Origin of the sequence: Streptomyces sparsogenes subsp. cuspidosporus (assembly GCF_039532705.1) — a bacterium.
GTDB lineage: Bacteria > Actinomycetota > Actinomycetes > Streptomycetales > Streptomycetaceae > Streptomyces > Streptomyces sparsogenes.
The window spans coordinates 57,805-84,222 of the sequence record NZ_BAAASD010000026.1; the positions used below are offsets into that span (position 1 = coordinate 57,805).

Consider the following 26,418-nt stretch of genomic DNA (forward strand, 5'->3'; position numbering starts at 1 on the left):
AGCGGTTGGCCGGCCGGCGGGCGGGTCTTGTAGATTCGAACGAAAGACGGGGAGTGGAAAGCTCGGCGGTAGCCACCGAAACGGCGAGGACTGCGAGGACTTCCACCGGCGACACACGAGGATTGCTGGCGACGACATGCGGCTGCGCGCACTGCTGGAGACCGACGCCCTGGGGCTGCGCCTGCTGGGCGGCGAGGAGGAGCTGGACCGCACCGTGCGCGGCGTGATGACCACCGACCTGCGCGACCCGAGCCGCTATCTGTCCGGTGGCGAGCTGGTGCTGACCGGCCTGGCGTGGCGGCGGGAGCCGGAGGACTCCGAGCGGTTCGTACGGATCCTGGTGGAGGCCCAGGTCGCCGGGCTCGCGGCGGGTGAGGCGGAGCTGGGCTCCGTGCCCGAGGACCTGGTGCTGGCCTGCGCGCGGCACCGGCTGCCGCTGTTCTCGGTGGTGGAGGACGTGGCGTTCGCGTCGATCACCGAGTACGTGGTGCGCCGGGTCTCCGGGGAGCGGGCCGGGGACCTGGCGGCCGTCGTGGACCGGCACCGGCGGCTGATGACCTCGGGGCCCGCGGGGGGCGGCCCGGAGGTCGTGCTCGACCTGCTCGCCTCCGACCTGGACCTGCCCGCCTGGGTGCTCTCCTCCACCGGCCGCCGGATCGCGGTGCCGACCGTCGCGGCGTCCGGTGGCCCGGCGGCCGCCGGGTCCGGGGGCGCGGGGCCGGCGGGCCGCGGGGGCGCGCCCGAGCTGCCGGCCGCGGTCCGCGCTCAGCTGGCGGGCGAGCACCTGGCCGCCCAGCGCTCCGGCCGCCGCGGCCCGCACCGCGTGACCGCCGCCGACGGCGCCACGTACTCCCTCTTCCCGATCCGCGGCAGCGGCCGCGGCCCCGCCGGCTCCGGGGACGTGCGCGAGACCGTGCTGTCCGACTGGCTGCTGGTGGTCGGGGCGGACGCCGGCGACTGGCCGGAGGAGCGGCTTGACCTGCTGCACGGCGTCACCCAGCTCATCGCCGTGGAGCGGGACCGCAGGGACGCCGCCCGCACCGTACGGCGCCGACTGGCCCAGGAGGTGCTGGAGCTGGTCCAGTCGGGCGCGCCGCCCGCCGAGGTCGCGGCCCGGCTGCGGGTGGCCGCCCCCGTCCTGCTGCCGGGCCTGGGCACGGCGCCGCACTGGCAGGTGGTGGTGGCCCGCGTCGAGTGGGAGGGCGAGGCTCCCCCGGCGCCGGGCGGCCCGGTGGCCCAGTCGCTGCTCGAAGAGGTGCTGGTCGACCCGGAGGCCGGCGGGCCCGAGCCCTCGGACCGGATCGCGGTGGCGCACACCGGCGACGAGGCGGTCGCGCTCGTCCCGCTGCCCGCGCCGGCCGACGGCGCGGCGGCGGCCCCGGCGGGCGGTACGGCAGCTGGTACGGCGAGTAGTGCGAGGGGCGACACCGGCGGCGACACGGCCGCCGGGAGCGGCGGCGCCGAGCGGGCGTACGGCTTCGAGGCCGGGCTCCACGCTGACGCGCTGCTCGCCGCCGTCCGGGAACCGCTCTCCCGGGGGCTGGACGGCGACGGGCGGCTGACGCTCGGCGTCAGCGCCACCGTCCAGTCCGCCGAAGGGCTGCGCGGCGCCCTCGAGGAGGCGCGACACGCCCGGCGGGTCGCCGCCGCCCGCCCGGGCCGGGTCTGCGCGGCGGGCCACCAGGAGCTCGCCTCCCACGTCCTGCTGCTCCCCTTCGTCCCCGACGACGTCCGCCGCGCCTTCACCGCCCGGCTGCTCGACCCCCTGCACGACTACGACCGCCGCCACCGCGCCGAGCTGGTCCCCACGCTCGAGGCGTTCCTGGACTGCGACGGCTCCTGGACGCGCTGCGCGGCCCGGCTGCATCTGCACGTCAACACGCTGCGGTACCGGGTGGGGCGGATCGAGCAGCTGACGGGGCGTGACCTGGCGCGGCTCGAGGACAAGGTGGACTTCTTCCTGGCCCTGCGGATGAGCTGAGCCGCTGGGCTGAGCTGCTGGGCTGACCGAACGCGGGTTCGCGGGTCCGGCGGCTCGCCCCGCGTCAAGGGCTCACCGGTTTTCCAACTGTTTGTGAATTGATTCACACCGACCCCTTGGCCGGGCCCTCGCATTCATGCTGAGATTCGGATCACAGCTTCCGGCTCGATGGCGCGCTTGGGGAGGGCAATGTGGCGGACACCGCCATGTCACCACCTGGATCGTCGGACTCCGATTCTGATCTCCGTCCGGGTCGCGTGGACGACCCCCTGGACACGGCGGTATGGCGGCTGCGGTCGCGCGGCTGCTGGCACGACGCCGCCGCCCTGCTCGCCCCCCGCGCGATAACCGACACCTCGGCCGCGCTCAAGCGGAGCGCGGTGCTGATCGAGCGCTGCATGTACACCTCCGAGGGGTGGGAGGCCGCCGAGGACGCCCTGCGGGCGGCGGAGGCGCTCGCCCTCACCGACGACGAGCGGGGCGCCACGGCCTGCGAGCGCGGCTACCTCGCGTACGCCGCCACGCTGCTGGGGGCGCGCGACCGCGCCGACGAGGCGCGCACCGCGCTCGGGCGCGCCGCCGCGCTGCTCGGCCCCGGCTCGCCGACCCGCCCGCTGCTCGACTTCCGCCGCGGCCTGATCGCCCAGCACCTGTCCCAGAACCCCACCGGCGCCCATGCCGCCTTCCAGCGCGCCCACGCCGGGGCCGCCAACCACGGCGACGAGCTGCTGCGCTCGTTCACCTGGCGCCACCTCGCCGCGATGGCGGAGCAGGAGGGCGAGGTGGCCGAGGCCCGGCGCGGCTTCGCCGAATCGCTGCGCATCCGGGAAGAGCTGGGCTATCTGATCGGCATCGCCCCGGCCCTGGCGGCCCTGGCCGAAGTGGAGGAGGAACCGGAGGCCACCCGCCTGCGCACGGAGGCGGTCCGCCTGGTGCGGCTGCTGGGCGGCGTCCCGGTGTGGCTCGCCGACCAGTTAGCCCGCACCCCCTCCGCGCCGGCGTGACCGAGGCCCCCACTCCCCCGCCCCTTCGCCTTCTCGGCGATTCGCCTTCTCCGCAAGGGGCGGGGGACGGGCGCCGATGCGCGAGCGTCAGTCGCCGCCGTTGAAGTGGTCGCGCACCAGGGACTCGACCGCGTCGAGATCCCGCTCGGTCAGCGCGTCGAGCAGGGCCGTGTGTTCGGCCGCGTCGGCGATGAGGTCGGCGGTGCGGACGATCTGGCCGCCGACCAGGGGCCACTGCGCCCGGCGGTGCAGTTCGTCGGCCACGACGACGAGCTGCTGATTTCCGGCCAGGCTGAGAACCGCCTGGTGGAACGTGCGGTCCGCCTCCAGGTACGCCGCGCGGTCCCCCTTCGCCGCCGCCGCGGCCGTCGCCTCGGCGAAGGGCCGCAGCCCCGCCCAGCGCTCGGGGGCGATCGCCTCGGCGAGGCTGAGCATCACGGGGACCTCCAGCAGCGCCCGGACCTCGGCCAGCTCGGCCAGCTCGCGCGCGCTGCGCCGGGCCACCCGGAAGCCGCGGTTGGGCACCACCTCGACGGCCCCCTCCCCCGCGAGCTGCTGCATGGCCTCCCGTACGGGGGTGGGGGACACGCCGAAGCGCTCGGCGAGGGCCGGCGCGGAGTACACCTCGCCGGGGGCGAGCTCGCCGCCGACCAGCGCGTCCCGCAGGGCGTCCAGGATCTGCCCGCGCACCGAGTGGCGCCGGGGCCGTGGGGTGGTCCCGCCGGGGCAAGGGGTGCCGGGACTTGGGGGCGGCTCCGCCGCCGTTCCGGCTCTGGCCTGCTCCACCTCGGCTCCTCCCGACGTCCGCTGGAAACGATATGCGGAGGTCACGTGAGGTCAAACCCCTCGGACGCCGTATTTAAGGCAACGCTAACGGAACACAGCACAAGGGCGCACATCGAGCACCCTGACGCAAGCTCAGAGACCCGTTTACGCCCGATCGGGTTCCATGAATAGAATGCAAGCCGCTTGCACAGCGCGAGCGTTCGAACCGTATCGCACCTATCCGCGTGTCCCCCCGCCGAATTGGCGGCCTCTTGTCCGGAAACCACTCGGGGCAAGCGAGGTTTGCGCCAAGATGTCGCGCGAGTAGGCCGGGTACTGCGGCCAGAACTTCACGGAAGCCAGGCAAGGGACACCGGATGAGATTGACCGACATATCGAGCTGGGGCCTCCCGGCCGTCGTGGTGCTGGTCGGCGTCGTGGGAGCGGTGACAGTGCTCGCGCGCGGCCGCAACAGCAAGGACGACAACGCCACCACCGACTCCTGGGAGCGCAGCGAGGAGCGGCGGCGGCGCAAGGAGGCCATCTACGGCATGGCCTCGTACGTGCTGCTGTTCTGCTGCGCGGGGGTGGCGGCCGCGCTCTCCTTCCAGGGCCTGGTGGGCTTCGGACGCGAGAACCTCGCCCTCTCGAACGGCTGGGAGTACCTGGTGCCGTTCGGGCTCGACGGCGCCGCGATGTTCTGCTCGGTCCTCGCGGTGCGCGAGGCGAGCCACGGTGACGCCGCGCTCGGCTCCCGGCTGCTGGTGTGGCTGTTCGCCGGCGCCGCGGCCTGGTTCAACTGGGTGCACGCGCCGCGCGGCATGGGCCACGCGGGGGCGCCGCAGTTCTTCGCCGGCATGTCGCTGTCGGCCGCGGTGCTCTTCGACCGCGCGCTGAAGCAGACCCGCCGGGCGGCGCTGCGCGAGCAGGGCCTGGTGCCGCGGCCGCTGCCGCAGATCCGTATCGTGCGCTGGCTGCGCGCGCCCCGCGAGACCTTCGCCGCCTGGTCGCTGATGCTGCTCGAGGGCGTCCGCACCCTGGACGAGGCCGTCGAGGAGGTCCGCGAGGACCGCAGGGAGAAGGAGCTGAACCGGCAGCGCAGGCGCGAGCAGGAGAAGCTGGACCGGGCCAGGATCCGGGCGCTGAACCGGCAGCACCGCAGCTGGGGCCGGCGTGGCGGCCGTCAGGTGGAGGTCACCGGGTCCTCCCCGCAGCCCGCGCTCACATCGGAGCCTGCCATACCGGAGAACTCGCCGGAAAACTCACCCTCGCTGGAAAAGGGGCAGCTGCCCGCGCCCGCTTCCCGGCCCGCGCTGCGGTCCGCGGGCGACGCTGACGACGCCGCCGCCGGAACCGTCGGCGACCGCGTGGCCGAGCGGCCGCGGACCATCGACCTCACCGCCGAGGACGACACGCTCACCATGCCGCGGCTCGACTCCCTCGAGGAGAAGCTCGCGCAGATCGAGCGGGCCTTCGGCTGACCGCCGGGTGGGCGGGACGGGGAGCCGGGCTCCTCTCCCGCCCCCGCCGGACAGGCCCCCCTCACCCGCACCGCGCGTCGAACCTCCGGCGCCGTCTCCCGCGCGCCGAGCCTCACCCGCACCGCGCGTCGAGCTCGAACCAGACCGTCTTCCCCACGCCGTGGGCCCGCACCCCCCACGCGTCCGCCAGCGAGTGGACCAGCATCAGCCCGCGCCCGGAGGTCCCCTCCTCCGACACCTGGACGCGCGGCGTCGGGTGCCGGGAGGCGAAATCCCGCACCTCGACCCGTAATCGGCCGCAGAGCAGGGCCCCCGGACCCGCGCCGAGCGTGGCCGTGAGGTGCGCCCCGCCGTCGGTGTGCACCAGCGCGTTGGTGACCAGCTCACTGGCGAGCAGCTCGGCCACGTCCCTCCGGCCCGGCTCGCCCCAGTGGCGCAGCAGCTCGCGCAGGCCCGCCCGCACCTCCGCCACCCGGGACAGCTCGCCGCCGCGTAATCGCTTGCTGAGGGCCGGGCCCCGCTCGCTCTCGATGGCCACCGCCCCCGCTTCCGGCCGCCCGGCCGCCCCGCCCCGATGTGCAGGCTGACGCTTCATCCTCCCCCGCCCCGGCCGCCCGTGGCGCGGCCAGCGTCGAATTGTCGTCGAACACGCTCACGGGAATGCTTCCCGCGTGTTGGCGCCCACACACCGCGGGAAGTGATCGGGGTGTTGATCCGCCGAGCGCCGATCCCGAGGAGAGCCGCGCATGCACGACGACCGATCGCTGGTGGAAGGGCGCCTCGACCGGGCGCTGCACCAGTTCATCAGGCCCGCCCAGTACTCGGCGCGCGCCCCGCTCACGCTGTCCGCGTGGCGCACCCCCGGCGAGCCGGTGCCGGTGCGCGACGCGCTGAAGGGGTCGTACGAGCCATTCGAGACCGGCACCGACTGGGGCTCGCCGTGGTCCACCTGGTGGTTCCGGCTCGAGGGGGAGGTGCCCGAGGCGTGGGCGGGACGGCGGGTCGAGGCCGTCATCGACCCCGGCTTCACCGGCGACGCCCCCGGCTTCCAGGCCGAGGGGCTGGTGTATGACGCGGAGGGCGTGCCGATCAAGGGCATCCACCCGCGCAACCGCCACATCCCCGTCGCCGCCCCGGCGGCCGGCGGGGAGCCGGTGCGGCTGCTGCTGGAGGCGGCCGCCAACCCGGCCGTGCTGCGCGACGGCTTCGAGCCGACCCAGCTGGGCGATGTGCTGACCGCCGGGGACCGGCCGCTGTACCGCTTCGCCTCGGCGGACCTGGCCGTGCTGGAGGAGGAGGTCTGGCACCTGGTGCTGGACATCGAGGTGCTGTCGGAGCTGATGCGCGAGCTGCCCGTGGACCGGCCGCGGCGCCACGAGATACTCCGCGCGCTGGAGAACATGCTGGACGCGCTGGACCTCCATGACGTGCCGGGCACCGCCGCGGCCGGGCGCGCCGCCCTGGCCGAGGTGCTCAGCCGCCCCGCCCACGCCAGCGCCCACCGCGTGTCGGCGACCGGACACGCCCATATCGACTCGGCGTGGCTGTGGCCGCTGCGCGAGACCGTGCGCAAGGCGTCCCGTACGTTCGCGAACGTCACCGCGCTCGCGGGCGAGTACCCGGAGCTGGTCTTCGCCTGCTCGCAGGCGCAGCAGTACGCGTGGGTGAAGGAGCACCAGCCGCACATCTGGGAGCGGATCAAGAAGGCGGTGGCGGAGGGCAACTGGGCCCCGGTCGGCTCGATGTGGGTCGAATCGGACGCCAACATGCCCGGCGGGGAGGCGCTGGCGCGGCAGATCGTGCACGGCAAGCGGTTCTTCCTGGAGGAGTTGGGGGTGGACACCGAGGAGATCTGGCTGCCGGACTCCTTCGGCTACACCGCCGCGTTCCCGCAGCTGGCGAAGTTGGCGGGGGTGCGGTGGTTCCTCACCCAGAAGCTGTCCTGGAACCAGTCGAACAAGATGCCGCACCACACGTTCTGGTGGGAGGGCATCGACGGCACCCGGGTGTTCACCCACTTCCCGCCGGTGGACACCTACAACGCCCAGTTCCACGCGAGCGAGCTGGCCCACGCGGAGCGGAACTTCGCCGACAAGGGGCTGGCGACCCGCTCCCTGGTCCCCTTCGGTTTCGGCGACGGCGGGGGCGGCCCCACCCGGGAGATGCTGGAGAAGGCGCGGCGGCTCAAGTCGCTGGAGGGCTCGCCGCGCGTCGAGATCGAGCGGCCGTCGGCGTTCTTCGCGGAGGCCGAGCGGGAGTACGCGGCCAAGGCGCCGGTGTGGTCCGGCGAGCTGTACCTGGAGATGCACCGGGCCACGTACACCACCCAGGCCAAGACCAAGCAGGGCAACCGGCGCAGCGAGCACCTGCTGCGGGAGGCGGAGCTGTGGGCGACGGCCGCCGCGCTGCGGGCCCCCGGGTACGCCTATCCGTACGAGGAGCTTGACCGGACCTGGAAGACGGTGCTGCTGCACCAGTTCCACGACATCCTGCCGGGCTCCTCGATCGCCTGGGTGCACCGGGAGGCCCGCGACACCTACGAGCGGGTCCGCGCCGAGTTGGAGAGGATCGTCGCCGCGGCGGTGGCCGCGCTCGGCGGCGCGTCGGAGGGGCCGGTGGTGCTGAACGCCTCCCCGTACGCGCGCGAGGAGGTCGTCACGCTCGACGCGCCGACGGCGGCGGCCCTGCCGCCGGGCGCGCCGGCGCAGCCGCTGGAGGACGGGCGCGCCGCGGTCGCGGTGCGGCTGCCCGCGCTGGGCGCGTCGGCCGTGCGCGGCGACACGCCGGCGGCCGGCGCGTCCGAGGCGCCGGTCGGCGCGCTGAGCGACGGGCGCACGATCGTGCTGGACAACGACCTGCTGCGGGTGGTGATCGACGGCGACGGGCTGCTCACCTCCGTGGTGGACCTCCCGGCCGACCGGGAGCTGATCGCGCCCGGCGCCCGCGGCAACCTCCTCCAGCTGCACCCCGACCACCCGAACGAGTACGACGCCTGGGACATCGACCGCCACTACCGCCGGGTCCACACCGATCTCACCGACGCCGAGTCCGTCGAGCTGGTCGAGTCCGGGCCGCTGCGCGCCGCGGTGCGGGTGGTGCGCGTCTTCGGCGCGTCGGGGGCCTCCCGGATCACCCAGGAGATCCGGCTCAGCCGGGGCAGCCGCCGACTGGACATCACCACCGAGGTGGACTGGCAGGAGTCGGAGAAGGTCCTCAAGGCGGCCTTCCCTCTGGACATCCACGCCAAGGTGTCCACCTCCGAGATCCAGTTCGGGCATGTGGACCGCGCCACGCACACCAACACCAGCTGGGACGCGGCCCGGTTCGAGATCTGCGCCCACCGCTGGCTGCGGGTCGCCGAGCCCGGCTATGGCGCGGCGCTGCTCAACGACTCGACGTACGGCCACGATGTGACCCGTACGGAGCACGCCGTGGAGGGCGACGGGGGCGGGCGGGTGCTGGGCACCACCGTGCGGCTGACCCTGCTGCGCGCCCCGCACAGCCCCGACCCCGAGACCGACCTCGGCACCCACCGCTTCGGCTACGCGCTGCTGCCCGGCGCCGAGGTGGGCGACGCGGTCGCCGAGGGCCTGGCGCTCAACCTGCCGCCGCGCGCCCTCCCCGCGGGCCCGGTGCTGCCCTCCCTGATCGGCGTCGACCATCCGGCGGTGACCGTGGAGTCGGTCAAGCTGGCGGAGGACCGGAGCGGCGATGTGGTGGTGCGGCTGTACGAGTCGCGCGGCGGGCGGGCTGCGGCCACGCTCACCACCGCCTTCCCGGTGGTCAGCGCCCAGGTGACGGACCTGCTGGAGCGGCCGCTGCACGAGGCGGCCACCGGCGAGGGCGGGCTGGCCCTGAGCCTGCGCCCGCACGAGATCGTCACCCTCAGGCTCACGCCCGCGTAGCGCGGCAGGCAGTAGCGCGGTAGGGAGGCAAGGGGGGCGGGGTCAGGGCCGGGGCAGGTTCCGCAGGTTCGAGCGGGCCATCTGCACCATCCGGCCCACCCCGCCCTCCAGCACGACCTTGCTCGCGGAGAGCGCGAAGCCGGTCACCATCTCCGCCCGGATCTTCGGCGGGATGGACAGCGCGTTGGGGTCGGTGACGACGTCCAGCAGCGCGGGCCCCTTGTAGCGCAGGGCGGACCGCAGCGCGGCCCGCAGGTGCTTGGGCTTCTCCACGCGCTCGCCGTACGCCCCGGCGGCGCGGGCGATCTCCGCGAAGTCGGGGTTGAGGTTGGTGGTGCCGTACGAGGGCAGGCCCGAGACCATCATCTCCAGCTCCACCATGCCCAGCGAGGAGTTGTTGAAGAGCACCACCTTCACCGGCAGGTCGTACTGGACGAGGGTGAGGAAGTCGCCCATCAGCATGGCGAAACCGCCGTCGCCGGACATCGAGACCACCTGGCGGCCGCGGTCGAGGAACTGGGCGCCGATCGCCTGCGGCACCGCGTTGGCCATCGAGCCGTGGGTGAACGAGCCGATCACGCGGCGGCGGCCGTTGGGGGTCAGATAGCGGGCCGCCCACACATTGCACATGCCGGTGTCGACGGTGAAGATCGCGTCGCCGGCCGCCTCCTCGTCCAGCACCGACGCCACATACTCCGGGTGGATCGGGATGTGCTTGTCCACCCGGCGGGTGTACGCCCTGACCTTGCCCTCCAGCGCGTCCGCGTGCTTCTTCAGCATCCGGTTCAGGAATTGGCGGTCCGTCTTGGCACGCACCTTCGGCGTCAGGCAGCGCAGCGTCTCGCGCACATCGCCCCACACGGCCAGGTCCAGCTTGGAGCGGCGGCCCAGGTGCTCGGGCCGGACGTCGACCTGCACAATCTTCACGTCGTCGGGCAGGAACGCGTTGTACGGGAAGTCGGTGCCCAGCAGCATCAGCAGGTCGCACTCGTGGGTGGCCTCGTACGCCGCGCCGTAGCCCAGCAGACCGCTCATGCCGACGTCGTACGGGTTGTCGTACTGGATCCACTCCTTGCCGCGCAGCGCGTGGCCCACCGGGGCCTTCACCCGCTCGGCGAAGGCCATCACCTCGGCGTGCGCCCCCGCGGTGCCGCTGCCGCAGAAGAGCGTCACCCGGTCGGCCGCGTCCACCATCCGGGCGAGCGCGTCGATCTCGGCGTCGCCCGGGCGCACCGAGGGGCGGGTGGTGACCAGGGCGTGCTCCTCCGCCCGCTCGGGCGCCGGCAGCGCCGCGATGTCGCCGGGCAGCGCCACCACGCTGACGCCGCTGCGGCCGACGGCGTGCTGGATCGCGGTCTGCGGCACCCTCGGCATCTGCCGCGGACTGGAGATCAGCTCGCAGTAGTGGCTGCACTCGCCGAACAGCCGGTCCGGGTGGGTCTCCTGGAAGTAGCCGGAGCCGATCTCGCTGCTGGGGATGTGCGAGGCCAGGGCGAGGACCGGGGCCATCGAGCGGTGCGCGTCGTACAGGCCGTTGATCAGGTGCAGATTGCCCGGCCCGCAGGAGCCCGCGCAGGCCGCGAGGCGGCCGGTGAGCTGGGCCTCGGCGCCGGCGGCGAAGGCGGCGGACTCCTCGTGGCGGACCTGGATCCAGTCGATGGCCGCGTTGCGGCGGACCGCGTCGACCACGGGGTTGAGGCTGTCTCCGACGACCCCGTACAGCCGGCGGACCCCGGCGCGCGCCAGGAGGTCCACGAACTGCTCGGCCACGGTCTGCTTGCCCATCGCGCGCCTTCCGTCCGGGTCGTGGCTCACGCAGCCCAGGGGCGTGCGCGGCCGGTGTGGATACCGGGTCCGCCTGTACGGATCGGTCTGCACGGGTCCGTCCGCACGGGTCCGTCCGCACGGGTCCGGCTGTACGGGTGCGGCCGGGCCCTGGCTCCATCAACCCACGGACCACGCGCTCACGCCTCCCAGACGGCGGCCGCCGTACGGTCGTCGGCGTAGCCCTCGACCCTCGTTCGGGCGTCCGCGAGGAACGCGGCGAGCCCCGGCGGTTCCGCGTCCGTCCAGCGTTGCGCCAGGTGTCCGGCGAGCGCGGGCCGGGCGCGCAGCGGCTCGGCGAGCCCGCCGCCGCACATCAGGAGCACATCGCCCGGGTGGGCTACGGAGGCCCGGAAGCGGAAGGGGGCGGCGGGGACCGGGACGTCGCCCGCGGCCTCCGTCTCCGGCGCCGGTGCGGCGGGCTCCAGGTCCTGCCAGGCGCCCCCGCGCAGCCGGAAGAGGCCGCCGCCGCCCGCGCCGAAGACCACGCGGGTACGGCAGTCGGGGTCGGTGGGCAGCAGCAGACAGCGCGGCGAGGCGGCGTACTCGGCCGGGTCCAGGCCCAGCTCGGCCGCGCGGGCCCGTAACCGGCCCAGGGCCCGGTCGGTGAGCCGGTGCAGTCCGGACTTGAGCGCGTCGCGGTTCCCGGTGCGTATGTCCTCCACCAGCCGCACGTGACTGCGGCCGACCGCCCGGGCGATCCACTCGCACACCTCGCGCGCCGCCCGCTGGGCCGCCACGGCCCCCGGCGCCCCGCCCGCGAGCGCCACCAGCACCAGACCGCCGGGCCCGGCCCCGAAGCGCGCGGTGAGCAGCGCGTCCTGCCGCGGCTCGCCGCGACGGCGGGCCGACTCGCCGCGGGAGGAGACGGCGCGCAGCGTGGCGGCTCCACAGCGGGCGCCGTCCAGGACGGTGTCCGGCCCGAGGTCGGCCCACTCGTACGCGTCGGCGCACGGCAACACGCCCGGCTCGAACGCGTCGGCGGGAGGCGGCCCGCCCGGCCCCGGCGCGGGGCCGGGCCGGGGCGGCCGGGTGGGGTGGTGCGGGGCGGGTGGACCCCAGGGGGCTCCGGGGGCGGGGGACGAGGCCGGGGCGGGGGACGAGGCCGGGGCGGGGGACGAGGCCGGGGCGGGAGGCGGGGAGGGGGTTGGTGCGGGCGGGGGGCCGGCGACCGTGCGGGAGGCGGAGTCGAAACGGTCGTCGACCGAGTCCCCCGCCGGCGCGGGCCCCACGTCGTCGGTGTCCCGGCGGTACAACTCGCCCCACCACTCGTCCTCGTGACCGCGCCGGTCCCCCTGCTGGCTCATGCCCTCCATGGTTCCCCAGCGGACCGCCCACGGGAACACGGCCTGAGCGGCGTCTACCCCCGGTAGGTCTCCAGCAGCCGCAGCCACACCTCGCTGATCGTCGGGAACGCGGGGACCGCGTGCCACAGCCGTTCCAGGGGGACCTCGCCCGCGACCGCCACCGTGGCCGAGTGCAGCAGCTCGCCGACGCCCGGGCCGACGAAGGTGACGCCGATCAGACGGCCCCGGTCGAGGTCGACGACCATGCGGGCCTGGCCCCGGTAGCCCTCGCCGTAGAGCCCGGCGCCGGAGACCCGGGCGAGGTCGTAGTCGACGACCCGGACCCGGCGGCCGTCGGCCTCCGCCTGGGCGGCGGTGAGCCCGACGGCGGCGACCTCGGGGTCGGTGAACACGACCTGCGGCACGGCTGCGGTGTCCGCGGTGGCCGCGTGGGCGCCCCAGGGGTCGGTCTCCAGCAGCGGCACGCCCTGGGCGCGGGCGCCGATGGCCGCGCCCGCGACGCGGGCCTGGTACTTGCCCTGGTGGGTCATCAGCGCGCGGTGGTTGACGTCGCCGACGGCGTACAGCCAGCCGCCCGGGACGTCCGACACCCGGCAGCTGTCGTCCACCCGCAGCCAGGCGCCCGGTTCGAGGCCGACCGTCTCCAGCCCGATGTCGCCGGTGCGCGGGGTGCGCCCGGTGGCGAACAGCACCTCGTCGGCCTCCAGCCGCTCCCCGCCGGCCAGGGTCAGGGTCACCGGGCCGTCCGGGGTGTCCCGCCGTACGCCGGTCACGGAGGTGCCGGTGCGGACCTGGGCCCCGGCCTCGGTCAGCGACTTGGCGACGAGTTCGCCCACGAAGGGCTCCATGCGCTCCAGCAGGCCGGAGCCCCGGACCAGGACGGTGACCTCCGAGCCGAGCGCCTGCCAGGCGGTGGCCATCTCGGTGGCGACCACGCCGCCGCCGACCACGGCCAGCCGCCCGGGCACGGTGGAGGCGCTGGTGGCCTCGCGGCTGGTCCAGGGCCGGACCTCGGCGAGCCCGGGCAGGTCGGGCAGCGCGGCGTCGCTGCCGGTGCACACGGCGACCGCGTGCCGGGCGGTGAGGTGGTGCTCCTGCCCGTCCGCGCCGGTCACCGCGACCCGCTTGGGGCCGGCCAGCCGGGCGTGTCCGCGGACCAGGTCCACGCCGATCGAGTCGAGCCAGCTGACCTGGCCGTCGTCCTTCCAGTGCGCGACGTACTCGTCGCGGCGCCCGAAGACGGCCGCGTTCTCCAGCGGGCCGTCGACCGCCTGCCGCAGCCCGGGCAGGCGGCGCGCGTCGGCGCGCGCGATGACCGGGCGCAGCAACGCCTTGCTGGGGATGCAGGCCCAGTACGAGCACTCGCCGCCGACCAGTTCACTCTCCACGATCACCGTGGAGAGCCCGGCGGCGCGGGTCCGGGCGGCGACGTTCTCGCCGACCGGACCCGCGCCCAGGACGATGACGTCGTACTCTTCCGTGGCGGCCATCATGCAACTCGCTCTCTTCCCGGCTCCGGCGTCCGGCCGGGCTTTCGGTTCCTTGGGCCATCCTGGCCCCAAGGAACCGGTGCGGGCCACATGAACCACGGGTCCGCAGGTGGATCCGAGCCGTGCCGGATCCACCCGGGAGCAGCGGTTACGGCTTGCGCATCGGGCCCCGCTTGCGTTCCATCATGTGCCGCCCGAGGGCCTGCCGCTGTTTGAAGGTCCGCCGCAGCTCGGCCCGCAGCCGCTCGTCGGTGCGCGCCGCGAGGCGCTGGTTCTCGCGCAGCAGCTTGCGGTAGCTGTCCAGGCGGCGTTCGGGCAGGGTGCCGTCCTCGATGGCGGCGAGCACCGCGCAGCCCGGCTCCGCCTGGTGGGCGCAGTCGTGGAAGCGGCACTCCTCGGCCAGCGCCTCGATCTCCGAGAACGCCTGCGCGACGCCCTCTCCGGCGTCCCACAGACCGACCCCGCGCACCCCGGGCGTGTCGATGAGGACGCCGCCCGACGGCAGGGGCAGCAGGTCGCGGGTGGTCGTGGTGTGCCGCCCCTTGCCGTCGCTGTCCCGGACCTCCCGGACGTCCTGCGCCCTCTCGCCCAGCAGGGCGTTCGCGAGCGTGGACTTGCCGGCGCCGGACTGGCCGAGCAGCACGGAGGTGCCCGAGGCGAGCACGGCGCCGAGCACGTCGAGGCCCTCGCCGGCGGTGGAGCTGACGGTCAGCACCTGCACGCCGGGCGCGGCGGTCTCCACGTCCGACACGAGGTGGGCCAGCGTCACGGGGTCGGGCACCAGGTCCGCCTTGGTCAGCACGACCATCGGCTGGGCCCCGCTCTCCCAGGCCAGCGCGAGGAACCGCTCCAGGCGCCCCAGGTCCAGCTCGGCGGCGAGGGAGACGGCCAGCACCGCGTGGTCGACGTTCGCGGCCAGCACCTGTCCCTCGGAGCGCTGCGACGACGTGGACCGCACCACGGCGGTCCGGCGTGGCAGCAGGGCCCGTACGTACCGGGGGTCGCCGGCCGCGTCCACCGCGGCCCAGTCCCCGGTGCACACGACCTTCATCGGGTCGCGGGGGACGACGAACTCGGTGTCGGCGCGCACGGTGCCCTCGGCGGTGAGGACGTCGCACAGACCGCGGTCGACCCGTACGACACGCCCGGGCACCAGCCCCCGCTCGGCGTGGGAGGCGAACTCGGCCTGCCATCCCTCGTCCCAGCCATAGGCGGACAGCGGACGTGACACAGCGGAAGAGGAAGACGGATTCAAGGGAAACCCTTCTGAGGGCAGCCCCCGGCCACGCGCTCACGGGCGCGCAGAGAGAAGAGGAGGAATCAGTCAGCCGGGGACCACGGAGGTGGAGTGGACGTTCTTCTGGTTGCGGGCAGCGCCCATCACAGAGACAGCCATCGGTCACACCTCCCGTTTCCTCACTGGGCCGACAGCGGCGGCCGAGGGCCACCGCACGAAGCGCACTCACTATAGAAGCGCACGCCCGCCGCGCGCCACCGGATATCGCGCCCGCACGCCCCCTCCCGCGGACCCCGCCGCCGCCGGCCGCCGCCCGGCCCGGAGGGGGACGCACGGCAGCCACCGGCACGGACGGAGGGCCGCCGGGTCGGCCGGAGGGCCCTCCGCCCGTGCCGCCGCTAGCGGCGCAGGGCGGCCAGGTTGCGGTAGCCGATCGCCGCGTGTTCCAGGGACTGGCCCGGGTTGGTGGTGCTCGGCGCGTTGTCCTGTTCGACCATGGGGTTGTGGTAATTGCGGTGGCCCACGCGGGAGAAGAACGTGGTGTAGTCGATGACGCCGGTGCCGAACGGGACCATGTCGTACCCCATCCCGTTGGTGGTGTTGACGACGCCGTCCTTGGCGTGGAACAGCGGGTAGCGCTTGTTGTGGCGGGTCACGAGGCCCGCCGGGTCGAAGACGTTCGTCTGCGTGGAGCCGTCGTGGGCGGTGTAGGTGCGGAACTTGTACTGGGCGACGTGTGCCCAGAAGATGTCCATCTCCAGCCAGACCAGCTGCGGGTCGGTGATGGACAGGAAGTACTCCAGCTTGCGGATGCCGGAGCTGCGGGTGGGGCGTCCCTGGTCGTCCAGCGGGCCGCCGTCGAGGAGGAAGCCGTAGGCCGCGTCGTGGTTGTGGGTGTAGAGCTTGAGTCCGGCTCGGCGGGCGATCTCGCCCAGGGCGTGCCACTTGTCGGCGGCCACATCCCAGTCGGCCTTGTAGGAGCTTCCGGTGGGGTCGCCACCGGTGCCCATGTGGGGCAGGCCGAGGATGTTCGCGATCTCCAGGTGCTTCTTGAAGGTGTCCAGGTCGGCTCTGGTCAGGGGCCAGGAGCCGGGGATGAAGCCGTGGTTGCCCTGGGCACGCAGCCCGTTGTCGTCCAGCCAGCGGCGCAGCAGTCCGGCGCCCTGGACGGACTCCAGGCTCGCGCCGCCGGGGGCGCCCGGGTGCTGGCCGTAGCCGGCGAACTCGACCTGGCGGTAGCCGAAGCGGGCGAGCTGTTCGAAGACGGCCCGGAAGCCGGACGGGAGGGAGGTGGAGAGCGGGTCGCGGCCGATGGCGTCGCGGACCGTGTAGAGCATGATGCCGCGCTTGTCGGCGGGGACGAGCGGGTGCCCTCTGCCGGTGTCGGCGGACCGGGGCGCGGCCTGCACGGGGTTCGCGCCGAGGACGGGGGCGGCGATCGCCCCGGCCGTGACGGCGGTGCAGGTGCTCAGGAAGCGGCGGCGGCCGATGCCGAGGCTGCGGCGCAGCTGGTCGTCGGTGTCAGGCGTGTGGTTCACGGGGTGCCTTCTTTCGTTTCGTCTGGGGGGCCGTCGATGTCGAGGCCGGCGAGTCGGAGCAGCAGGGACTTCACGTCGATGGCCGCGATGCGGTCGCCGACGGCGCGGGGGGTGGAGCACAGGAGGAGCGGACCGTCGTCGTCGCTCGTGGGCAGGCGGCCGTGGCTGCCTCGGATGGGTGAGGGGTCGAGGGGGACGACCGCCATGCGATAGCGCAGCCCGAGCTTCTTGCGGGCGAGCGCGGTGGCGGCCTTGACCTTCACATAGGGGTCGAGCGGGTCCATGAACAGCTCGGCCGGGTCGTAGCCGGGCTTGCGGTGGATCTCGACCAGGCGCGCGAAGTCGGGCGCGCGGGCGTCATCGAGCCAGTAGTAGTACGTGAACCAGGCGTCCGGTTCGGCGATGGCGACCAGTTCGCCCGAGCGGGCGTGGTCCAGGTGGTGCGTCTTCTTGCCCTCGTCGTCGAGGAGTTGCCCGATGCCGGGCAGCCCGTCGAGGGCGGCGCGGGTGGCGGCCAGGTCCTCGGGGCGGCGGACGTACACATGGGCGATCTGGTGGTCGGCGACGGCGAAGGCGCGGGAGGCCATCGGATCGAGGTATTCCATGCCGTCCTGGGTGTGCACCTCCAGCAGCCCGGCGCGGCGCAGGGCGCGATTGATGTCGACGGGCCGGCTCACGCGGGTGATGCCGTACTCGGACAGCGCGACGACCGTGCGGCCCTCCGCGCGGGCGTCGTCCAGCAGGGGGGCCACGGCCGCGTCCAGGTCGGCGGCCGCCTGGTGGGAGCGGGGGTCGTCGGGGCCGTAGCGCTGAAGGTCGTAGTCGAGATGGGGAAGGTAGCAGAGCGCCAGGTCCGGGTGGCGGGTGCGGAGGATGTGACGGGTGGCGTCGATGATCCACTGGCTGGAGACCAGATCGGCTCCGGGCCCCCAGAAGTGGAAGAGCGGGAACGTGCCGAACTTCTCCGTGAGTTCGTCGTGCAGGGCGGGTGGCCGGGTGTAGCAGTCCGGTTCCTTGCGGCCGTCGGCGTAGTAGACGGGCCGGGGGGTCACGGTGAGGTCGGTGTCCGCGCCCATGGCGTACCACCAGCAGATGTTGGCGACCGTGTAGCCGGGGTGGGCACGGCGGGCCGCGTCCCACACCTTGTCCCCGGCGACCAGGCCGTTGTGCTGTCGCCACAGCAGAACGTCGCCGAGTTCGCGGAAGTACCAGCCGTTGGCGACGATGCCGTGTTCCGAGGGCATCGTGCCGGTGAGGAAGGTGGACTGTGCGGCGCAGGTGACGGCGGGCAGGACCGTGCCGAGGTGGGCCCGGGAGCCGGCCGCGGCGAGGGCCTTGAGGTGCGGCATCCGGTCGAGGAGCCGGGGGGTGAGACCGACCACGTCGAGGACGAGGAGCGGGGTGGGGCGGCCGTCCGGCGCGGTCATGGCAACTCCTTCAGTCCGAGGTCGGTCAGCTCGTCGCGGGCGAGGGCGAGCTCGGCGGCGATGCCGTCGGCGAGCCGGTCCCGGCCGCGGGGCCGCAGCTCGGGCGGGAGCGCCTGCCAGGTGTAGGTCTCGACCTCCAGGTGGCGGGTCAGCGGGCGCGGGCCGCCGACGAGCCGGGCCAGGGCGGCCCGCAGGACCTGGAGTGTGGAGGTGAGGGGCGGGGCGGGGGCCGCGTGCAGCGGGACGTGGAAGTGGGCCCGCCAGGGGGCGTCCGCGGGCAGGGTCGAGCCGCCCGGGCGGCCTCGGGGAGGCGGGGCCTCCCCGAGGCCGCTCAGGGCTTCCCCGATGCCGCCCAGGGCCTCGCCGAGGTCGTCGGTGCCGCGCGGGCCGGTCGCGGTGAGGGTGCGGGTCTGGTGCAGGAAGCGGGGTTCGGCGAAGGCGGCGAGGGCCTCGCGGACCTCGGGCCGGCCGGGGTGTTCGGCGTGCAGGGCGGCCGACAGCTGGGACTTGACCACGGGGACGCGGGCGGCGGCGAGCGCGTCCAGCGCCTCCGCGGGGTCCTCGAAGGAGGTGGCGAGATGGCAGGTGTCGACGCAGACGCCGATGCGAGGGTGGCCGACGGCGGTGAGCGGGGCGATGGCGTCGCCGGTGGTCTCCACGGTGCAGCCGGGCTCCGGTTCCAGGCCCACCCGCACGCTCCGCCCGGTCAGTTCCGCCAGGGCGTCCAGGCGCTCCGCGAGGGTGGTCAGCGCCCGCTGCCCGGCGCGGGCGCGGTCGGCGCTCCAGGTGGTGCGCCAGCCGAGCGGCAGGGTGGAGACGCTGCCCTCGGTGACGTCGTCGGGCAGCAGGGTGGTGAGGATCCGGGCCAGTGCGGTGGTGTACTCCAGGCGCTCGGGGTCTGCCCAGTCCGGCTTGTACACGCGGTACTTGACCTCGGCGGCGCCGAAGCCCTCGTACGGGAAGCCGTTGAGGGTGACGACCTCCAGGCCGCCGCGGTCGAGTTCGCGGCGCAGCACGCGCAGGGCGGACGGGTCGGTGTCGAGGGTGCGGGCGGCGTCGCGGGCGAGCCAGAGGCCGATGCCGAGGCGGTCGCGGCCGAGGCGGCGGCGGACGGGCACGCAGTGGTCGCGGAGCTGGGCGACGACGCCGTCGAGGGTCTCGGCGGGGTGCACATTGGTGCAGTAGGCGAGGTGGACGGTGGTGCCGTCCGGGTGGCGGAAGCGCATCGCTCACTCCCCTCCGCGCAGCACGGAGTTGCCCTCGTGGGTGGCCGCGGGCGGGGCGACCTCGAGTTCCAGGCGCCCGCTGAGCCCGTAGAAGGCGGCGGGGTTGCGCCACAGCACCCGGTCGACATCCGTCCCGGTGAAGCCCTCGGCCAGCATCAGGTCGGCCACCCGCCGGGTTTTCAGCGGATCGCTTCTGCCCCAGTCGGCGGCGGAGTTCACCAGGACCTTCTCGGGCCCGTACGCGCGCAGGATCGCCACCATCCGGCGCTCGTCCATCTTGGTGTCGGGGTAGACGGAGAAACCCAGCCAGCAGCCGCTGTCCTTGGCCTCCTTCACCGTGGTCTCGTTGAGGTGGTCCACCAGCACCCGGTCCATCGGCAGCGCGGACTCGCGGACGGCGTCGAGGGTGCGGCGCAGCCCGGCGAGCTTGTCGCGGTGCGGGGTGTGCACGAGGGCGGGCAGGCCGTGGTCGGCGGCGAGCTGGAGCTGTGCGGCGAGCGCGGTGTCCTCGGCCGGGGTCATGGAGTCGTAGCCGATCTCGCCCACGGCCACGACCTGGTCCTTGACGAGGTAGCGGGGCAGCTCGTCGAGGACGGGGACGCAGCGGGGGTCGTTCGCCTCCTTGGGGTTCAGGGCGAGGGTGCAGTGGTGGGCGATGCCGTACTGGGCGGCGCGGAAGGGCTCCCAGCCGAGCAGGGCGTCGAAGTAGTCGAGGAAGGAGGCGGGCGAGGTGCGGGGCTGGCCGAGCCAGAACGACGGCTCGACCACGGCGCGGATCCCCGCGGCGCTCATGGCCTCGTAGTCGTCGGTGGTGCGGGAGGTCATGTGGATGTGGGGGTCGAACAGGCGCATCAGGACTCCTCGCCGTGGGGGTGGTCCGCCTTGGGGTCTTCGGTGGCCAGGGCCAGGACGCGGTGGAGGTCGGAGGGCACGGGCCGGCCGGCCGCGGTGCGCTCGGCCGCGTAGTCGGTGAGCATGCGGGCCAGTTCCGCGTCGCCGCGTCCGCGCGCCGCCAGGCCGGTCACCGCGTCCACGGGGACGCCGGTGAACAGGCACTTCAGTACGGCGTGCCGCCAGCTGTGGGGGTCGAGGTGGCGGGCCGCGTAGGGGCCGAGGGCGGCGGCGAGGAGGCGGGTGTCGTTGGTGCGCAGGGCGTCCTCGACCAGGGGGACCGCGTCGGGTCCGGGCACGAGGTGCGGCAGGGCGCACAGGACGGCGCGGCGTTCCGCGGCCGTGCCCCGGTGGTAGAGGCGGGCGAGGGTGGCGGGGTCGGCACGGGCCGCGTGCAGGATGAGGACGCGGGCGGCGTCGGCGTGCCGGCTGCCGCAGCGGCGGCCCGCCTCGGCCACGCGCAGCTCCCACACGGGGAGCGGCCCGGTCCCGTCCGGGTGGGCGGCTTCGTCCAGGGCCTGCCGGAGCCAGGCGCGGGCGGCCGGGTGGAGGTGGGTGTCGAGGTGGTCGCGGAGGGTGTCGGGGGTGGTGTCCGGGCCGGCTCCCCCGGCGGGCGAGTGGCTCATGGGGTGCTCCCTTCCGGCGCGGTGGTGGCGGAGGCGGCGGTGGCCGGGCCGGTGGTGGCCGCCCCGGCGGCGACCGGGGCGGCGGCGTGCGGTGCGGCAGCGGCCGGGTGACCAGCACCCGAGGCGGCAGTGGTCGGCACGTTCGCCGCCGCGGCAGCGGCCGCGCGGCGCAGGAACGGCAGGGAGGTCCGGGCGTGGTGGGGGCCGGCGTGGGAGTGGCGGGGCAGTTCGACGACGGTCAGGCCCTGGTAGCCGGTCGCGGCGAGAGCCGCGAGGAGGGGCGGGAAGTCGATCTCGCCCTCTCCGAACGGGAGGTGGTCGTGGACGCCGCGCCGCATGTCCTCGATCTGGACGTGTCGCAGCCAGGGCGCGGCGGCGCGCACACAGTCGGCGGGCGGCAGGGGTTCCAGGCACTGGCAGTGGCCGAGGTCCAGGGTGAGGCCCAGGGCGGGCGGGTCGCCGAGGAGGCGGCGGAGGTGGTGGAAGTCGGCGAGGGTGGCGAGGAGGTGGCCGGGTTCGGGCTCGACGGCGAGCGGGATCCCGGCGGTGGCGGCGGCCTCCAGGACCGGGGTGAGGGAGGCGGCGAGCCGCTGCCAGGCCGTGTCCGCGTCGTCGCCGGCCGGGGCGGTTCCGCTGAAGCAGTGCACGGCGTGCGCGCCGAGGTCGGCGGCCACCCGGACCGCGCGCAGCAGGAGGTCCACGCGGCGGGCGCGGGCCTGCGGGTCCGGATCGAGGAGCGAGGGGCCGTGCTTGTGGCGGGGGTCGAGGACGTAGCGGGCGCCGGTTTCCACGGTGACGTCGAGTCCGAGGGCGGCCAGGCGCCGGGCGACCCGTGCGGCGCGGGCGGCGAGGTCGGGGGCGAGCGGGTCGAGGTGCATGTGGTCGAGCGTCAGGCCGACACCGTCGTAGCCGAGGTCGGCGAGGAGGGCGAGGGCGTCGTCGAGGCGGAGGTCGGCGAGGCCGTTGGTGCCGTAGCCGAACCGGAGGGCTGTCCCGTGGGAGGTCATGTGACGCTCACCCGCCTGGAGAAGCGCCGTGCCAGCGCGGTGAGGGCGGCCGTGCCCAGCGCGGTGGCCCCGGCTCCGGCGCGGGCGGCGAGGGCGGCCTGGAGCGGGATGGTGGCGCGGATGCCGGCGCCCACGGCGCGCTGGGTGAGCGGGGGTGAGGGGTTGAGGGCGGCGTGCAGGTAGGGGCGGGCCGTGGCGGAGGCGTAGCCGAGGACGAGTGCGGTGGTGAGGAGGTGCGGGAGGACGGGTGACGGCCGACCGCGTCCCGGGGCGCCCGGCAGCAGCCGGGTCAGGGTGGCCGTGGCGGCCAGCGCCGCGAGCGGGGCGAGCGGGGTGCCGTCCCGGGTCTCCTGGCGGGAGACGCCGGTGACGGCGAGGGTGTGGGTGGCGAGCAGGGCCGCCGAGGGCAGGGCCGGGCGGACGTGGCCACGGGTGGCCGCGGCGCCGAGGAGCAGGTCGAGGCCGCGGGCGGCGGCCATGGCGCCCGGCCCGGCGGGCGTGCGCTTCAGTGCCAGGTCGTACGACCAGACGGTGGCCGCCAGCGGCACCGCGACCGCCAGCGCGGGGCGTCCCGCGCTGGCGGCCAGGGCGAGGCCCGCGGCGGTGAGGGCGCAGGCCGCGGCGAGGGCGGCGGCGGGGCGGACCCGGCCGGACGGCAGGGGGCGGTGCGGACGCTCGACGGCGTCCTCCGCCCGGTCCGCCCAGTCGTTGAGGGCCATCCCGGCCTCGTACAGGCACAGGGAGCAGCCGACGGCGAGCGCGGTGCGCCGGTCGGGGCGGGCGGCGACGGCGGCCGCGCCGGCCAGCCCGTCGCCGGGGACGGTGAACAGGGCGGGCAGGCGCAGCAGTTCGGCCCAGGCGTGGAGGCGCTTCACCCGGCCTCCCCCAGCCTCCGGGCGAACCGCACCAGTTCCGCGTACTGCTCGCCCAGCGCCGATGGTGCCTGGCCGACCGGGTCCTTGAAGAAGAAGGCCAGTTCGGCGAGGGGGCCGCGCAGACCTGTTCGGTGGGCGCGGGCGACGAGCCGGGCCAGGTCGAGGACCAGGGGCGCGGCGAGCGCCGAGTCGCAGCCCTGCCAGATGGTCTGCAGGACCATGCGGGTGCCGAGGAAGCCGTCGAAGGCGACGTGGTCCCAGGCGGTCTTCCAGTCGCCGAGCGCGGGCACGTCGTCGATGTGGACCTCGCCCTCGGGGGTGGTGCCGAGGGTGTCCGCGAGGACGCGTTCCTTGCCGGCGTTCTTCGCCGCGGCGGCTGCCGGGTCGGCGAGGGAGGCGCCGTCGCCGCCGCCGAGGAGGTTGGTGCCGGACCAGGCCCGGACGTCCAGCGCCCGCTGGGCGAACATGGGGCCGAGGACGGAGCGCAGCAGGGTCTGGCCCGTCTTGCCGTCGCGGCCCGCGTACGGCAGTCCGCTCGCCGCGGCGTGCGGGGCGAGCGCCGGGTGGTGCAGGCCCGTGGAGGGGGTGAAGTTGACGTACGGGCAGCCGGCGCGCAGGGCGGCGGCCGCGTAGAGCGAGCTGGGCGGGAGGCTCTCTCCCGCGGGCTCGGCACTCCCCGGGCCACCGCTGGGCGGTGTCCCTTTCGACCCGGTCGCGCCTCTTGGGCTTCCTGGCCGCGGGCCGGGGGGCGGGGCCGGTTCGGTGGAGGCCACGTTCACGACCACCGCGCGCTCCAGGCCGAGCCGGGTGACAAAGTCCTGGATGTCGGCGGTGAACGCGGCGATCAGCGCGTCCTCGTCCCGGGTGTCGCCGGGGAGGGGGCCGCCGGGCCTGATCTCCGCGTCGGCGGCGACGAGTTCGGCGGCGACGGCGGCGGGCAGGCCCGGCGGGAGGACGCCGCCCTCGGCCAGTTGTTCGGCGCGTTTGGGCAGGGGGCAGTCGGCGGTGTCGTGGCCGCCGAAGACGAGGGCGGACAGGGCGGGCAGGCCGCTGCCTGCGAACGCGGGCGCCTCGGTGACCAGGCCGGTCGGTGGGCGCAGCCCCGCGGTCACGGCGGCGCATCCGGCGACGACGGTGGTGGCGACGGAGCCGCGGGCCCCGATCAGCCAGACACCGACCCGAGGGGGACGGGAGAGGGACGCGGACATGGGCTGCCTCCTGACGGTCTCGGGTCGGGCACGACCGGAGGGATGGGGGTGGTGACGGCGGGCGGGAGTCCGGCGTCTCCCGCCCGCCGCCGTTCAGTGGCCCTCGGCGGGCTCAGCGGGTCGTGAAGGTGAAGCCGTCGATCTCGTAGAGGGCACCGCTGCCGCCCTTGAAGACGAGGTAGAGCGTGGTGGTGCCGCGCGGTGCTCGGGACAGGTCGGCGGACACGTCCTGGTAGGTCTCCCAGCCGCCGGTCACGGGCACCGTGGCCGTGCCGAGCAGGGGCCCGGTGGCCGAGCCCGCGCGGACCTCGAGGGTGCCGCCCGCGCCGGCTGAGGCGACGCGCGCCGTGATCTTCGTGGCGTCGCTGAGGACGTAGGGCGTGAAGGCGATCCAGTCGCCGTTGTCGATGTCGCCGACGACCTTGCCGCCCTGGGCGGTGTCGTGGCCGGTGACCTTCACGCCGTGGCCGGTGCCGAAGTGCTCGGCCTGGCGGTGCCGGGGCTGGAGGACGTGCCGGTCGTGCGAGGTGAGCGCGGCCTGGCCGCCGCCTCCGCCGTCGGTGTACTCGGCGTCCAGGACGCCGAAGATGTTGGCGTCCTCGTCGTGGCCGCCGTCGGCGCTGGACTGGATGGTGCCGGAGCAGCCGTTGGCGGAGGTGAGCGGGTGGCCGTGGGTGTCATGGCCGAGGATCAGGGTGACCTTGACCTTGGCGCAGTCGATGGTCCGGCCGTCCTCGGGGTCGGTGACCTTCACCTTGAACGGGACGGCGTCGCCGAAGCTGAACAGTTGCCCGTCCTTCGGCGTCTCGATGACGACCTGGGGCGCGGTGTTGCCGACGACGATCTGCACACTGGCGCTGCCGGTCCGGCCGGAGGGGTCCTTGGCGGTCACGGTGGCGGTGTAGGTGCCGTTCTTCCGGTACCTGTGGGCGGGGTCGGCGGCCGTGGAGGTTGCGCCGTCGCCGAAGTCCCAGCTGTAGGTGAGGGGGTCCCCGTCCTGGTCGGTGGTGCCGGCCGAGGAGAACCGGACCTTCATCGGGGCCTGGCCGGAGGTGCGGTCCGCGGAGGCCTGGGGCGACGGGGAGTGGCCGTCGGTCGCGTTCTCGATGCGGTACAGCGCCGAGTGCTCGTCGCCGCCGAACCAGGCGGTGCCGTAGTCGAGGACGTACAGCGCGCCGTCGGGGCCGAAGGCCATGTCCATCACCTGGGTGCCGCTCCAGGGGATGTCCTTGATCGACCGCACGGTGCCATCGGCGTCGCTGGAGATGCGCTTGATCCAGCGGCGGCCGAACTCACCGGCGAAGAAGTCGCCGTCGTAGGCCTCGGGGAACTTCACGGGCGAGTCGAGAGTCGGGTCGTAGTGGTAGACCGGGCCGCCCATCGGGGACTCGGAGCCGTCGCCGAACTCCGGGACGGATCCGCCGTTGTACGGCATCCAGGCGGGCTGCGCCGGAGGCAGGTCGGTCAGGCCGGTGTTGTTGGGGGAGGTGTTCTTCGGGGCGGAGCAGTCGAAGGCGGCGCCGGAGGTGCGGTCGGCGAAGTCGAAGTCGACATAGGCGTCGTTGGCGCCCGTGCAGTACGGCCAGCCGAAGTTGCCGGGGCCGGTGACGCGGGCGAACTCGACCTGCCCGGCCGGGCCGCGCTTCGGGTCGGCGGCGCCGGCGTCGGGGCCGTAGTCGCCGACGTAGAGGATGCCGGTCTTCTTGTCGACGCTGAACCGGAACGGGTTGCGGAAGCCCATCGCGTAGATCTCGGGCCGCGTCCTGGCGGTGCCGGGCTTGAAGAGGTTGCCCTCGGGGATGGTGTAGGAGCCGTCGGCCTCGACCTTGACGCGCAGGATCTTGCCGCGCAGGTCGTTGGTGTTGCCCGCGGAACGCTGGGCGTCGAAGCCGGGGTTGCGGCCCGGGCGTTCGTCGATCGGCGTGTAGCCTTCGGACTGGAAGGGGTTGGTGTCGTCGCCGGTGGACAGGTACAGGTTGCCGGCCGCGTCGAAGTCGATGTCGCCGCCGACGTGGCAGCACAGCCCGCGGGTGGCCGGGACGTCGAGGATCTTCTTCTCGCTGGCGGTGTCGAGCGTGCCGTCGGTCTTCAGCACGAAGCGGGACAGGCGGTTGACGCCGTCGAAGGGCGCGAAGTCGGCGGCGGTGCCGGTCTCCGGGGCGTCGCCGGCCGGGGTGTCCAGCGGGGGCGCGTAGTAGAGGTAGATGAAGCGGTTGTCGGCGAAGCCCGGGTCGACGCCGATGCCCTGCAGGCCCTCCTCGTCATGGGAGTAGACGTCGAGCTTGCCCGCGAGCTTGGTGTTGCCCGCGGCGTCGGTCAGGCGCAGTTCGCCGTCGCGGGAGGTGTGCAGGACGGAGCGGTCGGGGAGGACGGCCAGCGACATGGGCTCGCCGACCTCCGCCTCCCCCTTGGCGAGGGTGACCTGCTGGAAGTCCTCGGCCGCGGCGGCCTTGTCCTGGCCGGTGACGGCTGCGCCGGCCTGGGGGGCGGAGAGGGTCAGGCCCGCGCCGGCGAGAAGCGCGCCGCTCAGCAGCGCGATCGCCTTGCGCAGAGGTGATCTGTGGGTTCGGGGGCGGGTGGTGCGGTCGTTCCCGTGCACGAAATGCCTCCAGAATGGGGCTGGTTG

Annotated in this window: 19 protein-coding genes; 4 read left to right on the forward strand and 15 right to left on the reverse strand. The window is 74.6% G+C overall.

Going from position 1 to position 26,418, the window contains the following annotated elements:
* Positions 1-136: 136 nt before the first annotated feature.
* Positions 137-1,981 carry a PucR family transcriptional regulator gene (locus ABFY07_RS26595; protein WP_346176902.1) on the forward strand — a complete coding sequence of 615 codons (1,845 nt, stop codon included), beginning with the start codon at positions 137-139 and terminating at the stop codon, positions 1,979-1,981.
* Between the two features lie 206 nt (positions 1,982-2,187).
* Positions 2,188-2,985, forward strand: coding sequence for a hypothetical protein (locus tag ABFY07_RS26600; RefSeq protein ID WP_346176903.1), 798 nt, complete (start codon positions 2,188-2,190; stop codon positions 2,983-2,985).
* An 87-nt stretch (positions 2,986-3,072) separates the two neighbouring features.
* On the opposite strand, the gene ABFY07_RS26605 is transcribed toward ABFY07_RS26600, so the two are convergent.
* Positions 3,073-3,771 (reverse strand): GntR family transcriptional regulator, encoded by a 699-nt coding sequence (locus ABFY07_RS26605; RefSeq protein ID WP_065965626.1) that lies wholly within the window; start codon positions 3,769-3,771, stop codon positions 3,073-3,075.
* A gap of 356 nt (positions 3,772-4,127) precedes the next feature.
* Here ABFY07_RS26605 and ABFY07_RS26610 point away from each other — a divergent pair, with 356 nt between their 5' ends.
* Entirely contained in the window at positions 4,128-5,231 is a 1,104-nt protein-coding gene (locus tag ABFY07_RS26610; RefSeq protein ID WP_346176904.1) for a DUF2637 domain-containing protein, read from the forward strand.
* A 112-nt stretch (positions 5,232-5,343) separates the two neighbouring features.
* On the opposite strand, the gene ABFY07_RS26615 is transcribed toward ABFY07_RS26610, so the two are convergent.
* On the reverse strand, positions 5,344-5,826 hold the full coding sequence (locus ABFY07_RS26615) for an ATP-binding protein (protein WP_428837011.1): 483 nt from the start codon (positions 5,824-5,826) through the stop codon (positions 5,344-5,346).
* 151 nt (positions 5,827-5,977) lie between these two features.
* On the opposite strand from ABFY07_RS26615, the gene ABFY07_RS26620 reads away from it, so the two are divergent.
* Positions 5,978-9,136, forward strand: a complete 3,159-nt coding sequence (locus ABFY07_RS26620; RefSeq protein WP_346176906.1) for an alpha-mannosidase — start codon at positions 5,978-5,980, stop codon at positions 9,134-9,136.
* A gap of 42 nt (positions 9,137-9,178) precedes the next feature.
* Here the strand turns inward: ABFY07_RS26620 and ABFY07_RS26625 are convergent, their stop codons facing one another.
* The 13 genes from ABFY07_RS26625 to ABFY07_RS26685 form a co-directional block, all read right to left on the reverse strand.
* Entirely contained in the window at positions 9,179-10,921 is a 1,743-nt protein-coding gene (locus ABFY07_RS26625) for a pyruvate dehydrogenase (RefSeq protein WP_346176907.1), read from the reverse strand.
* Positions 10,922-11,100: 179 nt separating this feature from the next.
* Complete coding sequence (locus ABFY07_RS26630; protein WP_346176908.1) at positions 11,101-12,267, reverse strand: protein phosphatase 2C domain-containing protein; 1,167 nt, start codon at positions 12,265-12,267, stop codon at positions 11,101-11,103.
* A 53-nt stretch (positions 12,268-12,320) separates the two neighbouring features.
* Entirely contained in the window at positions 12,321-13,760 is a 1,440-nt protein-coding gene (locus ABFY07_RS26635) for a dihydrolipoyl dehydrogenase family protein (protein ID WP_346176909.1), read from the reverse strand.
* 145 nt (positions 13,761-13,905) lie between these two features.
* Positions 13,906-14,988, reverse strand: a complete 1,083-nt coding sequence (rsgA, locus tag ABFY07_RS26640; RefSeq protein WP_346176910.1) for a ribosome small subunit-dependent GTPase A — start codon at positions 14,986-14,988, stop codon at positions 13,906-13,908.
* A 404-nt stretch (positions 14,989-15,392) separates the two neighbouring features.
* Complete coding sequence (locus ABFY07_RS26645) at positions 15,393-16,532, reverse strand: sugar phosphate isomerase/epimerase family protein (protein ID WP_346176911.1); 1,140 nt, start codon at positions 16,530-16,532, stop codon at positions 15,393-15,395.
* Positions 16,529-17,959: an alkaline phosphatase family protein gene (locus ABFY07_RS26650; protein WP_346176912.1), complete on the reverse strand. Its 1,431-nt coding sequence runs from the start codon at positions 17,957-17,959 to the stop codon at positions 16,529-16,531. The genes ABFY07_RS26645 and ABFY07_RS26650 overlap by 4 nt, the downstream gene beginning before the upstream one ends.
* Positions 17,956-19,185 (reverse strand): metabolite traffic protein EboE, encoded by a 1,230-nt coding sequence (eboE, locus tag ABFY07_RS26655; RefSeq protein ID WP_346176913.1) that lies wholly within the window; start codon positions 19,183-19,185, stop codon positions 17,956-17,958. Before eboE ends, ABFY07_RS26650 begins: the two co-directional genes overlap by 4 nt.
* Positions 19,186-19,188: 3 nt before the next feature.
* The gene (locus tag ABFY07_RS26660) at positions 19,189-20,037 is read right to left on the reverse strand and encodes a TatD family hydrolase (protein WP_346176914.1); all 849 of its coding nucleotides are present in this window, start codon (positions 20,035-20,037) and stop codon (positions 19,189-19,191) included.
* Entirely contained in the window at positions 20,037-20,702 is a 666-nt protein-coding gene (locus ABFY07_RS26665) for an EboA domain-containing protein (protein WP_346176915.1), read from the reverse strand. Before ABFY07_RS26665 ends, ABFY07_RS26660 begins: the two co-directional genes overlap by 1 nt.
* Complete coding sequence (locus ABFY07_RS26670) at positions 20,699-21,709, reverse strand: sugar phosphate isomerase/epimerase family protein (protein ID WP_346176916.1); 1,011 nt, start codon at positions 21,707-21,709, stop codon at positions 20,699-20,701. Before ABFY07_RS26670 ends, ABFY07_RS26665 begins: the two co-directional genes overlap by 4 nt.
* Positions 21,706-22,584 carry an SCO3242 family prenyltransferase gene (locus tag ABFY07_RS26675; RefSeq protein ID WP_346176917.1) on the reverse strand — a complete coding sequence of 293 codons (879 nt, stop codon included), beginning with the start codon at positions 22,582-22,584 and terminating at the stop codon, positions 21,706-21,708. The genes ABFY07_RS26670 and ABFY07_RS26675 overlap by 4 nt, the downstream gene beginning before the upstream one ends.
* Complete coding sequence (locus ABFY07_RS26680) at positions 22,581-23,792, reverse strand: inositol-3-phosphate synthase (protein ID WP_346176918.1); 1,212 nt, start codon at positions 23,790-23,792, stop codon at positions 22,581-22,583. Before ABFY07_RS26680 ends, ABFY07_RS26675 begins: the two co-directional genes overlap by 4 nt.
* 112 nt (positions 23,793-23,904) lie before the next feature.
* Complete coding sequence (locus tag ABFY07_RS26685) at positions 23,905-26,391, reverse strand: PQQ-dependent sugar dehydrogenase (protein ID WP_346176919.1); 2,487 nt, start codon at positions 26,389-26,391, stop codon at positions 23,905-23,907.
* Positions 26,392-26,418: the final 27 nt, after the last annotated feature.

What these genes read in the sequence shown, in the direction of transcription:
- ABFY07_RS26595 (WP_346176902.1), top strand. Translation starts at nt 137, where the DNA reads ATGCGGCTGCGCGCACTGCTGGAGACCGACGCCCTGGGGCTGCGCCTG.
- ABFY07_RS26600 (WP_346176903.1), top strand. Translation starts at nt 2,188, where the DNA reads ATGTCACCACCTGGATCGTCGGACTCCGATTCTGATCTCCGTCCGGGT.
- ABFY07_RS26610 (WP_346176904.1), top strand. Translation starts at nt 4,128, where the DNA reads ATGAGATTGACCGACATATCGAGCTGGGGCCTCCCGGCCGTCGTGGTG.
- ABFY07_RS26615 (WP_428837011.1), bottom strand. Translation starts at nt 5,826, where the DNA reads ATGAAGCGTCAGCCTGCACATCGGGGCGGGGCGGCCGGGCGGCCGGAA.
- ABFY07_RS26620 (WP_346176906.1), top strand. Translation starts at nt 5,978, where the DNA reads ATGCACGACGACCGATCGCTGGTGGAAGGGCGCCTCGACCGGGCGCTG.
- ABFY07_RS26625 (WP_346176907.1), bottom strand. Translation starts at nt 10,921, where the DNA reads ATGGGCAAGCAGACCGTGGCCGAGCAGTTCGTGGACCTCCTGGCGCGC.
- ABFY07_RS26630 (WP_346176908.1), bottom strand. Translation starts at nt 12,267, where the DNA reads ATGAGCCAGCAGGGGGACCGGCGCGGTCACGAGGACGAGTGGTGGGGC.
- ABFY07_RS26635 (WP_346176909.1), bottom strand. Translation starts at nt 13,760, where the DNA reads ATGATGGCCGCCACGGAAGAGTACGACGTCATCGTCCTGGGCGCGGGT.
- ABFY07_RS26650 (WP_346176912.1), bottom strand. Translation starts at nt 17,959, where the DNA reads ATGACCGCGCCGGACGGCCGCCCCACCCCGCTCCTCGTCCTCGACGTG.
- eboE (WP_346176913.1), bottom strand. Translation starts at nt 19,185, where the DNA reads ATGCGCTTCCGCCACCCGGACGGCACCACCGTCCACCTCGCCTACTGC.
- ABFY07_RS26660 (WP_346176914.1), bottom strand. Translation starts at nt 20,037, where the DNA reads ATGCGCCTGTTCGACCCCCACATCCACATGACCTCCCGCACCACCGAC.
- ABFY07_RS26665 (WP_346176915.1), bottom strand. Translation starts at nt 20,702, where the DNA reads ATGAGCCACTCGCCCGCCGGGGGAGCCGGCCCGGACACCACCCCCGAC.
- ABFY07_RS26670 (WP_346176916.1), bottom strand. Translation starts at nt 21,709, where the DNA reads ATGACCTCCCACGGGACAGCCCTCCGGTTCGGCTACGGCACCAACGGC.
- ABFY07_RS26680 (WP_346176918.1), bottom strand. Translation starts at nt 23,792, where the DNA reads ATGTCCGCGTCCCTCTCCCGTCCCCCTCGGGTCGGTGTCTGGCTGATC.